The organism is Streptomyces sp. NPDC054047 (genome assembly GCF_055585065.1).
The window spans coordinates 987,365-998,975 of record NZ_JBVJKV010000003.1; the positions used below are offsets into that span (position 1 = coordinate 987,365).

The window sequence follows — 11,611 nt, forward strand, 5'->3', positions numbered from 1 at the left end:
CGGCCACCGCCATTCTGCGCCCGTTGCGCGGGCTCCTACGGTTGCCGGCACCCCGGCGTCCCGCTCCGCGGCAGGAGCGGACGGACTCCGGGGTCGCGTGATCCGCCCCGGAGACCGCGTCGCCCTGTGTCGGGAGCCGCCATGCCGTCGTACGAGAGACGTTCGAACCCGCCGCCGTCCCCAGTACCCCCTCGCCGTGCGACCCGGCGGGGCCGGTGGCGTCGGGCCCTGGGGCGGGCGACCGCCCTCGTGGGCCTGGTCGTTGCCGCGGCGGTGTCCGCACCGTCGCCCGCGGCGCAGGCGGCGCAGTCCGCCGTCGCCCTGGAGAGGGTCGGCGACTTCGGCGCCAATCCGGGCAGCCTGAACATGTACGTGCACCGGCCGGCCACCCTGGCGGCCGAGCCCGCGGTGGTGGTGGCCCTGCACGGTTGCACCCAGAGCGCGCAGTTGTACGCCGACAACGCGGGCCTGGTGAAATTCGCCGACCAGTACGGCTTCCTGCTCGTCTTCCCCGAGCAGACCTCCGCCAACAACAGCAGCAAGTGTTTCAACTGGTTCCAGCCGGGAGACACCCGGCGCGGGCAGGGCGAGGCCGCCTCGATCCGCCAGATGGTGGCGCATGCCGCTGCCGCGTACGGCACCGACCCGGAACGGGTCCATGTCACCGGCCTGTCGGCGGGCGGTGCCATGACGTCGGTGCTGCTCGCCACCTACCCGGACGTGTTCACGGCGGGCGCCGTCGTCGCGGGCCTCCCGTACGACTGCGCCGACGACGTGCTGTCGGCCTACGGCTGCATGAGCCCCGGCGTCGACCGCACCCCATCGGCCTGGGCACAGGGCGTCCGTGACGCCCACCCCGGCTACGCAGGACCCTGGCCCCGGGTGGCGATCTGGCAGGGCGACAACGACCCCACCGTCGCCAAGAAGAACGCCGACGAACTGCGTGACCAGTGGACCGCCGTCCACGGCCTGGACCAGAGCCCGGACCGCACCTCCGCCATCGGCCCCAACTCGACCCGCAGGGAGCAGTACCTGAGCGCGGACGGCGCCACCGCCGTGGAGGTCGACCGGGTGCCCTCCATCGCCCACGGCACCCCGGTCGACCCGGGGACGGGCGCGCAGCAGTGCGGCGCGACCGGGACGGCGCACTTCATCGACTCCATCTGCTCCAGCTACTGGATCACCGGCTTCTTCGGCCTGGACGGCGCCGATCCGGACCCCGGCGGTCTGCCGGCCCCCCGCGGCCTGGCCAGGACCGGCGCCACCGACACGTCCGTCACCCTGAACTGGAACAGCGTCAGCGGCGCCGCGTCGTACGCCGTGTACCGGGACGGCGCACGGATCGCCACCCCCACCGGACCGCCGTTCACGGACACCGGCCTCAGCCCCGGCGGCAGCCACACCTACAGCGTGGCCGCCCGCGACGCGTCCGGCGCGGAAGGGGCGCGGTCGGCGCAAGTCACCGCCGCCACCACGGGCTCCGCCGCGAAGTGCTGGACGGCGAACAACTACCAGCACGTCCAGTCCGGACGGGCCACCACCAGCGGCGGCTACGTCTACGCCAAGGGCTCCCACCAGAACATGGGCCTCTACAACACCGCCGTCACGCACACCCTCAAGGAATCGCCGGCCGGCCACTACGTCATCGCCGACGGCACCTGCCCCTGACGGACCCCGCACAGCACCGCGGCGGTGGCGCCGGACCTCGGTCCAGCCACCGCCGCTCCACGTCGTCGCCGTACGCATCCGCACATCCACCGGAGGTACCCGTGCCCGCCACAGATCCGCCCGCACCCCTGCCCGGCAGGACGCGCCCCGCCCGGTCGCTCCGCGGTGCCCTCGCCCTGACGGCACTGCTCGTCCCCCTCGCCGCGGTACCGGCGGCCGCCGAACAGCCCGGCGGGCCCCACGGCGGCGCCGCAGGGCACTGCGCCTCGTCGGCGCGGCTGAAGGTGCCGGGCGCCGAACGCCAGGAGACGTCCTGCCTGGCCGAGTTGACGACCGCGGGGACGGTCTCCTCCGGCCACACCGACCCGGCCGACTGGGCGGGACTGACCCCCGCCGGACTCACGACGCCGCGCGGGGTGCCCGGCATCCAGATCGACGGCTACTTCCCCGACACCTCGGCGACCAACACCAACCACGGCTGGAAGCACGACGCGCAGTTCGTCCTCCGCCTGCCCGACCGGTGGAACGGCGGCCTGGTGGTCGCGGGCACCCCCGGGGTCCGCGAGCAGTACGCCAACGACCGGGCGATCGGCGACTGGGCGCTCTCCCGGGGCTACGCGTTCGCCTCGACCGACAAGGGCAACACCGGCGCCGCCTTCCACCGGGACGGAGCCGAGCCCGGCGACGCGATCGCCGAATGGTACGAGCGCGTCACCCAACTGACCCGCGCCGCACGGACCGTGGTCGCCCAGCGCTACCACCGGCCACCCGCGCGCACGCTGGCCACCGGCATGTCCAACGGCGGGTATCTGGTGCGCTGGCAGCTGGAGAACCATCCCGAGCTCTACGACGGGGGAGTGGACTGGGAAGGCACACTGTGGAGGGCCAAGGGCCCCAACCTGCTCGACTTCCTGCCGCCCGCGCTGCGCGCCTATCCCGTCCACGCGGCGGGCGGCGAAGGAGCGGGCCGAGCCCATCGCGAGCTGGTCGCCGCCGGCTTCCCCGCCGGTTCGGAGTTCCTGTGGCCCTACCACCACCAGGTCTACTGGGACCTGACCCAGCGGATCTACCGCGAGGAACTGGATCCGGGGTACGACGGCGCGACCGAGGCCGGAACTCCCTTCTGCGCACCGGGGACACCGGCGTGCGACGCCGACTACGCGTACGGGTCCCGCCCTCGGGAGGTCCGCGACGCCGTCGAGAAGATCGCCCTGACCGGACGGATCGGCAAGCCGCTGATCACCCTGCACGGCACCCTCGACGTCCAGCTGCCCATCAGTAGAGATTCGGACATCTACGCGAAGATGGTGCGCGGCGCGGGCCGCGGCGCGATGTTCCGCTACTACCGCGTCGAAGACGGCACGCACGTCGACTCGCTCGTCGACAGCTTCCCCGACAGGCTGCGGCCCCTGGTGCCCTGCCACCGCTCGGCCTTCACGGCGATGGAGGCCTGGATCGGCAGGGGAGAGAAGCCGCCGCCCAGCCGGACGATCCCGCGTCCTCAGGCAGCCCAACCGGCCGATCTGCTGACCCGCTGCCCCCTCGCCAGGCATTAGTTTCGGCCAAGCCCCGGCAGGCGAACGCCTGCCGGAAGGCAGGCTTCCTCAACGACGAGCCAAAAATGCCGAGTTGACCTAAGATCGCCACGCTCCCCATTCGTAAGGGAGTTCGGTGCGTTCGGGGAGGGTTCGTTCGTTGTGGTGAAGGTGTGCAGGATCGCCGGGTCAAGTGCGCCGTGGTGAGCCGTCTCAAGCGCGGATCCGTGGGCCGCGAGGCCGTGGTGTGGCTGTTGGCCGTGGTGCTCGCGGCCGCGGGAGCGGTGCTCGCCGCGCTCGACGCGGCGGCCGAGTGGCGACAGGTGCTGGCCGGCGGCTGCGCCGCGGTCGCGGTGCTGCTGCTCGCCTGGGTGCTCGTGCTGGTCCGGCAGCTGTCCGCCGAACGGGCCGACCGGGCCCGGCAGGAACGGCTTGCCGCGGCCCGGCAGGCCGAGGTGACGCACCTCGCCGGTGTGCGGCTCCCGGCGATCGCGGAGCGGGTGCGCGCCGGGCAGCGACTGGAGGGTGTGCCGGGGCCGTTGGCACCGCCGGGGGAGACCGGTGAGGAGTTCGCGCGGGCGCTGGCGGCCGTGGCCGTCGCGCTGGGCTCGGACGAGGCGGTACGCCGCGAGCGCGGCCTGCGGGACTCGGTGCAGGCCGCCTTCGAGTCCGTCGCACGCACCATGCACGCGATGGCCACCGTGCAGCAGCAGGTCCTGGACCGCGTCGAGCGCTCCATCGACGACCCGCACCTCATGGGCGAGGTGATGAAGGCCGACCACGCGGCCGCGCAGATGACCCGCAAGGCCCAGACGCTCCTGGTGATGTGCGGCATCTGGCCCGCGCGCCGCGAGACACGGCCGGTCTCGCTGTACGACTGCGTACGCGGCGCACAGTCGCGGATCGTGGAGTACAGCAGGATCGAGGTGCACGGCGGCCAGACGCTCTACGCGGTGCCGCCCGCGGTGGAGGGCCTGATGCACGCCATCGCCGAACTCCTGGAGAACGCCACGGTGTTCTCGCCCTCGCGCTCCCAAGTCGTCGTCACCATCCGCGAGGTGGGCGCCGGAGCGGTCCTGGAGATCGACGACGGCGGGCTCGGGATGCCGCCGGACGTGCTGCACCGGGCGATGGGCCAGCTCCGCGACGACCAGGACCTGGCCCGCCTCGGCGCGGTGCCCCGACTGGGCCTGGCCTGCGTGGGCCGCTGGAGCCGGGAGCTGGGCTTCAACGTGGAGCTGAGCGGGGCCTCTGCCTACGGCGGCACGCGCGCGGTGACGTTCGTGCCGTTCCGGCTGCTGACCGAACCGCCCTCGCACCTCACGGGATCCCACCGCAACAGCGCCCAGGCGACCGCGCCGCAACAGGCCGCCGAGCCCGACCCCCTGGGCCCTCCCGCGCACGTGCACGAACGGCACGACCCGGCCGAGCACCTGGAACTGTCCGTCCGGGCCGCACCGGTCACGCCCCCCGCGGGCGAGACACCGGTCGGCCTGCCCCGGCGCAGGAACCGCCGCCAAGCGGCCCCGGCCACGGCCGCGGCCCGCAGGCCGATGCCGGAGCAGCGGCAGGCGCCCCCGGCCGCACCCGCGACCCCCTGGACGCCGGAGGCGGCGCGCGCGTCGATCGCCAGCGTGGTGTCCGGTTCGCTGCGCGGCCGCGCGGCCCTCGACGCGGACCAGGCCTCCGCGCGGGACGCGGACCCGTCGGCCGAGCCCGCGCAGACCGCGACACCGTCGCAACCCCCCACCCCCGACGAGCATGACGGAGGCCGGCCGTGACCGGAATCATCAACCCCCTTCCCGACCTGGGCTGGATGCTCCGCCCGCTGATCGAGATCCCCGGGGTCCGGCACAGCGTGGTGGTCTCCGAGGACGGCCTGCGGCTCGGACACGCGTCCGCCGAGAACCTCTCCGGGCCCGTCGCCGACCTGAGCGTCGCCGAAGCCGAGTCCCTCTCCGCGGCCTGCGCGGCGATGACCATGACGGGCCGCTCCACGACCTCGCTCCTCTTCGGGTCCGGCGCCGGCGTACGGCAGTTGATGCTGGAGTCCGACCACGGGTTCGTGCTGTTCACGCACGCCGGTGTGGGCGCGCACCTGGGGGTCGCCACCGACCTGGACGCGGACGTGGGCCTGGTGGCCCAGCAGATGCAGCTGCTCGTGGTGAAGATCGGCGCGCACCTGAGCAGCCAGCCGCGGGATCCGGCCGCCGCGGCGTCATGACGGACCCGCGGCCGGAGGAGCCGACGGCCTCGGCGGTCCGCCCGTACGTGATCACGCGCGGGCGGGCGGCATCCGACACCGAGGCGCTGGCCTGGGAGTCCCTGGTGATGGCGACGGACGCGGCGTTTCCCGCGTCGCTCCAGCCCGAGCACCAGACCATCCTGGCGCACTGCCAGGGACTCCTCTCGGTGGCCGAGGTGGCCGCCCACATCGGCCAGCCCCCTTCGGTCGTCCAGGTGCTGCTCTGCGATCTCCTCGAATGGGGGCTCATCGTGACCCGCCCGCCCGTGCCCCCGGCCGAACACACCGATGTGACCATGCTCAGAAAGGTCCTCCATGGTCTCGAAAGCCGCCTCTGACGCGCCGTCCCGGGACCCGCGACCAGCCGGCTCCGGGAAGTACCTCACCTCCAGCGTCGCGGGCGCCGCCAAGATCCTGGTCGTCGGACCGCTGGGGGTGGGCAAGACCACCTTCATCGGCACCGTCTCGGAGATCAAACCCCTGTCCACCGAGGCCGTCATGACCCAGGCGGGCGCCCGGGTCGACACCGTCGTGGCCGACGGCAAGACGACCACCACCGTGGCCCTGGACTTCGGCCGGATGACCATCGACGGGGAGCTGGTGCTCTACCTGTTCGGCACCCCCGGCCAGCAGCGCTTCCTGCCCGCGTGGCGGGACCTGGCCAAGGGCTCGCTCGGCGCGCTTGCCCTGGTGGACACGCGTGACCTGGAGGCGTCCTTCGACGCCCTGGGCAACCTGGAGGAGCTCGGACTGCCCTTCGCGGTGGCCGTCAACGTCTTCCCCGACAGCCCCCGGCACAGCGCCGACGACCTGCGCGCCGCCCTCGACCTGCTCCCCGACACCCCCGTGGTGGCCTGCGACGCACGCGACCCCGCGTCCTCGGTCCGGGCCCTGATCGCCCTCGTCAGCCACCTCATCCACGTCGCCACGGAGACCTCATGACCTCGCCCCACCCCGCGGCCGGGCCGCCCACCCGCTGCCCGGTCACCGGAGCCCCGGCGCCGGTGACCGCGCTGTACGGACCCGACCTCGACGGCGACGCCCTGCCCGCCCTGTACGAGCAACTGCGCGGCGCCCATGGACCGGTGGCCCCCGTCGCCATCGCCCCCGGCGTCGACGCCTGGCTCGTCATCGGCCACCGCGAAGTGCTCCAACTGACCCGCGACGAGCAGGACTTCTCGCACGATCCGCGCCGCTGGAGCCTGCTGCGGGAGGGCCGGGTGCCCGCCGACTCGCCGATCCTGCCCATGGTCGGCTGGCGGCCCGCCCTGCTGTTCGCCGACGGACAGCAGCACCGGCGGATGCGCGCGGCCGTCTCCGCCGCGCTCGCCGGGATCAACGGCCACGAACTGCGGCGCTCCGTGCGGGCCGAGGCCGAGCGGGTGATCGTCTCGTTCGCCGAGCGCAGCGAGGCCGACCTGGTGGCCGACTACGCGCGCAAGCTGCCGATGCGCGTCATCACCGCGCTGCTCGGCGTGGACGAACAGACCGGCCGCCACCTGGTGGAGGCCGTCGCCGGAACGGTCGCCGCCACCGCTGATTCCGCCGACGCCAGCAAGCGCATGGGCGCGATCCTGCTCCAGCTCATCGAGGAGAAGCGTCGCCGCCGCGGCAACGACATCACATCGGCCCTGCTGCACCACCCGGCCCGGCTCACCGACGAAGAGGTCCTGCACAACCTCGTGGTCATGTTCGTCGCGGGCAACCAGACCACCGTCAACTGGATCGCCACCACCCTGCGCATCCTGCTGTGCGACCCGCAGTTCCGCTCCTCGCTGACCGGCGGCCACCTCAGCGTGGACGACGCGCTCGACCTGGTGCTGTGGCGCTTCCCGCCCACCCAGAACTTCCCCGCCCGCTACGCCACCCGCGACATGACCTTCGGCGGGCAGTCCATCCGCACCGGCGACATGCTCATCCTCGGTCTGGCCGGCGCCAACGCGGACCCGCAGATCCTCCCGGACGACGGCACACCGGTCGTGGGCAACCGCTCCCACCTGGCCTTCGGCGCGGGCCCGCACATCTGCCCCGCCCAGGACCCGGCCCGGCTCATCACCCGCACCGCCGTGGACACGATCCGCCACCGGCTGCCCGACCTCGAACTGGCCATCCCGCAGAGTGATCTTCAGTGGATCAAGTCGCCCTGGAGCAGGGGACTGGCCGCCCTCCCCGTCAGCTTCACCGCCCCTGTCCTGCCCCAGCACCCGGCCCCCTCGCCGGAGCCCCAGCCCGTCCTCTGACCGGCCACGCCGCCACCTGCGCAGCGCGCCCGCCCCGCCCCCTCGACGCCCCCTCGACCAGGAGAGCCCCGTTGAACACGTCACCGGCGAACACCGCAGCCGACCAGCCGTACCGCTTCGACCCGGCCGGCGGCTGCCCGCACGCGGACAACGCCCGCCTCCTGGCGCGCGGCGCCGTGGCGTCGGTCGTCCTGCCCGGTGACGTACAGGGCATGGCGGTCCTCGGCCACGACGCGCTCAAGGAGTTCCTCGCGCACCCCGATGTCGCCAAGAACGCCCAGCACTTCGCCGCCCTGCAGGCCGGCGAGATAGCCGACGGCTGGCCGCTGAAGACATTCGCGACGGTGCAGGGCATGACCACCGCCGACGGCACCGACCACCGCAGGCTGCGCTCCCTGATGGGCAAGGCGTTCACGCCGCGCCGGGTGGCGGAGCTCCAGCCGCGGATCACGGCCCTGACCACCCAGCTGCTCGACGACCTGGAAGAGGCCGCCGCGGGCGACGGCATCGCGGACCTGCGCAAGCACTTCGCGCTGCCGCTTCCCATGGGAGTCATCTGCGAGCTCCTGGGCGTGGACGCCGAGTACCACGACCGCCTCCACCACCTGTCGAACCAGATCGTCGCCACCGACATCGGCCCCGCAGAGGCGATGGCCGCCAACCGGGAGATGGTGGAAGTCCTCGGCGCGGTCGCCGCCGCCCGCGCCGCGAGCCCGGGAGACGACCTCACCACCGCCCTGATCGCGGCCCGGGAGGAGAACGGCGACCGGCTCAGCCCGCACGAGCTGATCGGCACCCTGATGCTCACGATCATCGCCGGGCACGAGACCACCCTGAACCTGATCACCAACGCCGTACGCGCCCTGTGCACCCACCGCGAACAGCTCGCCCTGGCCAAGGCCGGCAAGGTGGCGTGGGCCGACGTGGTGGAGGAGACCCTGCGCTGGGACAGCCCCGTCAGCTACTTCCCCTTCCGGTACCCGACCCGCGACCTCACGCTCGACGGCACGGTCATCCCCCAGGGCACCCCCGTACTGGCCGGCTACTCCGCGGCGGGCCGCGACAAGCAGGCCCACGGCACCGACGCCGACCGCTTCGACATCACCCGCGACAACACCGCCACCCGGCACCTGTCCCTGGGCCACGGCGCACACTTCTGCATGGGCGCCCCGCTGGCCCGCATGGAGGCCACGATCGCCCTGGAGCAGCTGTTCAGCCGCTTCCCCGACCTGGACCTCGCCGTCCCGGAGGCCGCACTGCCCCGCCACGCCTCATTCGTGGGGAACAGCGTGCAGAAGCTGCCCGTGCGAGTGGGGGCCCGGCGGCCGTAACCGGTCAGCGGGGGTGGCCGTCGGGACCCCGGAAGCACCGCTCAGGCCAGGACCTTCTCCTTGGCCTTCTCGTACTCCTCGGTGGTGATGTCGCCGTTCTTCCTCAGTTCGGCGAGCTTCGCCAGCTCGTCGACGTGGCCGTCGCCCGGGCCGGAACCGGCCGCCTTCTGTACATAGCTGCGGAACGCCTGTTCCTGCTGCTTGGCCTGGGCCACGTCCCGCTCGCCCATGCTGCGGCCGCGGACGATGAGGTACACGAGGACGCCGAGGAAGGGGAGGACCAGCACGAAGATGAGCCAGCCCGCCTTCCACCAGCCGCTGAGCGTGTGGTCACGGAACAGGTCGGTGATCACCTTGAACAGCAGGAAGAACCACATGATCCACAGGAACAGATAGAGCATGGTCAGGAACAGGTTCAGGAGCGGGTAGTCGTCCACGGCGGATGCCCCTTTCGCGGAGTCCGCGAGGTCGCGGAATCACTTCCGGTCAGATGAGTCAGGCATATCCCTGAAACGGGAGTCCTGCATCTCGGGCGGCGGGCCGCCGCCCGGCCGAAGACCGAGGGGATACGCGGTGCGGTCCTGCCAGCGCGTGCCGTCCCAGACGATCAGGTGCACCTCGCGGACACGGCAGGTCAGCGGCAAGAAGGGCTCAAGATCGGCCTGCAGCGCGTCGTACGCGGCGTCCTGGGTGGCGGGGCCCTCACTGTTCGCGACCGTCAGATGCGGGGCGAGCGGGGTGTCGAATATCCCCCGGTAGGGCACGGCCTCGGGCCAGCGCCGGGTCAGGTCCTTGGCCAGACCGGTGACCGGGGCGTGCGGCCACGGATCGAGGTAGAGCACCCCGGGATAGCGGGCGAACTCGGCGAACGTCAGGGTGAAGGCGTCGTGCCCGGCGAAGAGAGCGGCCAGATCGCGGTGGGCCGCGGTGTCCAGACGGCTCTCGTGGACGAAGGGGTAGAGCACCGTCACATGGGCGGGAAAGCCCGCCCGGACCAGCGGATCGGCTTCGGGGACCTTGATGGTGAGCGCGGTGTCACCCGGTACGTCCGGCCACCCGACCGCCGCGGGCTCGCGCTCGGCACGCTCTGCGTCGACGTTCATCACGCGCCATGATCGCACCGGCGGAGATTGCCCCCGCACTCGCGGAATGGGCGGGCCCCCGCACGATGTTCGACGTGACATGACGACCGATCAGCGCACGATCACCAACCCGGACACCCTCCACGACCCGACACCGTTCGGCTACAGCCACGCCGTCTCGGCACCCGGCGAACTCGTCTTCATCGGCGGCCAGTACGCCTCCGACGCGACCGGCGCCCCCGTGCCCGGCGCCTTCGCCGCCCAGGTGGACCTGGCCTTCGACAGGCTGCGGTCGGCCCTGGAAGGGGTCGGCCTCGGCTACGAACACGTGGTCCGGCTCGGCACCTTCATCGTCGACCACGACCTGGAGAAGCTGGAGGTCCTGGGCAAGGCGCTTGAGGCCCGCTTCGGCGACCGGCTGCCGGCCCAGACACTGAGCGGTGTGGCTTCTCTCGCCCTGCCGGGGATGCTGTTCGAGGTCGACGCGGTGGCGGTGCGGCCGTAGTGACGACAGGCATGGAGAACAGCGCCCTCCTCGTGATGGACGTCCAGCGCGACGTGGTGGACCTCGCCGACGACGGCTCCGGATATCTGCCGCGCCTGCGCCGGGCGATCGACGGAGCCCGTGCGGCGGACATCCCCGTGATCTACGTGGTGATGGAGCTACGGCCCGGCCGGCCGGAAGTCAGCGCCCGCAGCAAGGTGCTCACCACCGTCGTACAGGCGGGCCTGTTCACCGAGGGTGAGCCCGGCACCGAGATCCACCCCGACATCGCGCCCCGGCCGGGCGACCCGGTGGTCGTCAAGCGACGCGCGAGCGCGTTCTCCGGCAGCGACCTCGACCTGGTGCTCAGGGCCCGGGACATCGACAGCCTGGTTCTCACCGGCATCGCCACCAGCGGCGTAGTGCTGCACACCGCGTGTCACGCCAACGACCGGGACATCGGGCTGACCGTCCTGGCGGACGCCTGCCTCGACCTGGACCCCGATGTGCACGAGACCCTGACCCGGAAGCTGTTCCCGCAGTGGGCGCAGGTGCTCGCCGTCGAGGAGTGGGTCAAGGCCGTCGCACCGGGGTAGCGCCGCCCGCTCAGACCTCGGTGACGGCCGTCAGGATCACGGCGGAGTCGTCAAGCGCGGTCAGGCCGTGCCGCTCGTGCGGGATGGGAGCGAACTCGCCCTCGCCCAGTTCCAGCACACCGCTCTCCGAGGTGAGCCCGACCCGGCCGCGCAGGACGAACAGGGTCGCGGCCGTGGGCGTGTCGTGCTCGCTGAGCTCGGTTCCGGTGGTGAGCACGATGAGGCTCTGCCGCAGCGGACCGTCGTGCAGGAGCAGCTCGGCGCTGCGCCCGTGGGCGGCGGTGCGGGCCTTCTCGAGATGCTCCCCGACGAGGGCGTAGAGATCGGCCACGGTAGGTCCCTTCGACGGAGCGCGTGTGCGTGGGTGCGGGCACGCGTCCCCCAGTGTTCCCGCTGCCCGTGCGGGCCGCATCCGGCAGCCGGAACCCGA

At 72.6% G+C, this 11,611-nt stretch carries 13 protein-coding genes; 10 read left to right on the forward strand and 3 right to left on the reverse strand.

Annotated elements, in window-relative coordinates:
* The first annotated feature begins 141 nt into the window (after positions 1-141).
* The 8 genes from ACZ6ZP_RS16005 (at position 142) to ACZ6ZP_RS16040 (ending at position 9,019) form a co-directional block, all read left to right on the forward strand.
* Entirely contained in the window at positions 142-1,668 is a 1,527-nt protein-coding gene (locus ACZ6ZP_RS16005) for an extracellular catalytic domain type 1 short-chain-length polyhydroxyalkanoate depolymerase (protein WP_469407136.1), read from the forward strand.
* Positions 1,669-1,769: 101 nt separating this feature from the next.
* Entirely contained in the window at positions 1,770-3,224 is a 1,455-nt protein-coding gene (locus tag ACZ6ZP_RS16010; RefSeq protein ID WP_469407137.1) for a 3-hydroxybutyrate oligomer hydrolase family protein, read from the forward strand.
* 152 nt (positions 3,225-3,376) lie between these two features.
* Complete coding sequence (locus tag ACZ6ZP_RS16015) at positions 3,377-4,984, forward strand: ATP-binding protein (RefSeq protein WP_469407138.1); 1,608 nt, start codon at positions 3,377-3,379, stop codon at positions 4,982-4,984.
* Entirely contained in the window at positions 4,981-5,427 is a 447-nt protein-coding gene (locus tag ACZ6ZP_RS16020) for a roadblock/LC7 domain-containing protein (RefSeq protein WP_351156006.1), read from the forward strand. Before ACZ6ZP_RS16015 ends, ACZ6ZP_RS16020 begins: the two co-directional genes overlap by 4 nt.
* Complete coding sequence (locus ACZ6ZP_RS16025) at positions 5,424-5,786, forward strand: DUF742 domain-containing protein (RefSeq protein ID WP_351156003.1); 363 nt, start codon at positions 5,424-5,426, stop codon at positions 5,784-5,786. The genes ACZ6ZP_RS16020 and ACZ6ZP_RS16025 overlap by 4 nt, the downstream gene beginning before the upstream one ends.
* Positions 5,764-6,390, forward strand: a complete 627-nt coding sequence (locus tag ACZ6ZP_RS16030; protein WP_361464638.1) for a GTP-binding protein — start codon at positions 5,764-5,766, stop codon at positions 6,388-6,390. Before ACZ6ZP_RS16025 ends, ACZ6ZP_RS16030 begins: the two co-directional genes overlap by 23 nt.
* Positions 6,387-7,688: a cytochrome P450 gene (locus ACZ6ZP_RS16035; RefSeq protein ID WP_351155999.1), complete on the forward strand. Its 1,302-nt coding sequence runs from the start codon at positions 6,387-6,389 to the stop codon at positions 7,686-7,688. The genes ACZ6ZP_RS16030 and ACZ6ZP_RS16035 overlap by 4 nt, the downstream gene beginning before the upstream one ends.
* Before the next feature lie 71 nt (positions 7,689-7,759).
* The gene (locus tag ACZ6ZP_RS16040) at positions 7,760-9,019 is read left to right on the forward strand and encodes a cytochrome P450 family protein (protein ID WP_361464635.1); all 1,260 of its coding nucleotides are present in this window, start codon (positions 7,760-7,762) and stop codon (positions 9,017-9,019) included.
* Between the two features lie 41 nt (positions 9,020-9,060).
* On the opposite strand, the gene ACZ6ZP_RS16045 is transcribed toward ACZ6ZP_RS16040, so the two are convergent.
* Together ACZ6ZP_RS16045 and ACZ6ZP_RS16050 are read right to left on the reverse strand one after the other, a co-directional pair.
* Entirely contained in the window at positions 9,061-9,456 is a 396-nt protein-coding gene (locus ACZ6ZP_RS16045; protein WP_351155995.1) for an SHOCT domain-containing protein, read from the reverse strand.
* Positions 9,457-9,495: 39 nt separating this feature from the next.
* Positions 9,496-10,122, reverse strand: a complete 627-nt coding sequence (locus ACZ6ZP_RS16050) for a 2'-5' RNA ligase family protein (RefSeq protein WP_469407141.1) — start codon at positions 10,120-10,122, stop codon at positions 9,496-9,498.
* A gap of 79 nt (positions 10,123-10,201) precedes the next feature.
* Here ACZ6ZP_RS16050 and ACZ6ZP_RS16055 point away from each other — a divergent pair, with 79 nt between their 5' ends.
* Together ACZ6ZP_RS16055 and ACZ6ZP_RS16060 are read left to right on the forward strand one after the other, a co-directional pair.
* Complete coding sequence (locus ACZ6ZP_RS16055) at positions 10,202-10,606, forward strand: RidA family protein (protein WP_351155991.1); 405 nt, start codon at positions 10,202-10,204, stop codon at positions 10,604-10,606.
* A gap of 11 nt (positions 10,607-10,617) precedes the next feature.
* Positions 10,618-11,181 (forward strand): cysteine hydrolase family protein, encoded by a 564-nt coding sequence (locus ACZ6ZP_RS16060; protein WP_351155989.1) that lies wholly within the window; start codon positions 10,618-10,620, stop codon positions 11,179-11,181.
* A gap of 10 nt (positions 11,182-11,191) precedes the next feature.
* On the opposite strand, the gene ACZ6ZP_RS16065 is transcribed toward ACZ6ZP_RS16060, so the two are convergent.
* Complete coding sequence (locus ACZ6ZP_RS16065) at positions 11,192-11,512, reverse strand: cupin domain-containing protein (RefSeq protein ID WP_351155987.1); 321 nt, start codon at positions 11,510-11,512, stop codon at positions 11,192-11,194.
* Positions 11,513-11,611 lie beyond the last annotated feature (99 nt).

Coding starts and splice junctions, on each gene's coding strand:
- ACZ6ZP_RS16030 (WP_361464638.1), top strand. CDS start 5,764: ATGGTCTCGAAAGCCGCCTCTGACGCGCCGTCCCGGGACCCGCGACCA.
- ACZ6ZP_RS16055 (WP_351155991.1), top strand. CDS start 10,202: ATGACGACCGATCAGCGCACGATCACCAACCCGGACACCCTCCACGAC.
- ACZ6ZP_RS16005 (WP_469407136.1), top strand. CDS start 142: ATGCCGTCGTACGAGAGACGTTCGAACCCGCCGCCGTCCCCAGTACCC.
- ACZ6ZP_RS16050 (WP_469407141.1), bottom strand. CDS start 10,122: ATGAACGTCGACGCAGAGCGTGCCGAGCGCGAGCCCGCGGCGGTCGGG.
- ACZ6ZP_RS16060 (WP_351155989.1), top strand. CDS start 10,618: ATGGAGAACAGCGCCCTCCTCGTGATGGACGTCCAGCGCGACGTGGTG.
- ACZ6ZP_RS16025 (WP_351156003.1), top strand. CDS start 5,424: ATGACGGACCCGCGGCCGGAGGAGCCGACGGCCTCGGCGGTCCGCCCG.
- ACZ6ZP_RS16035 (WP_351155999.1), top strand. CDS start 6,387: ATGACCTCGCCCCACCCCGCGGCCGGGCCGCCCACCCGCTGCCCGGTC.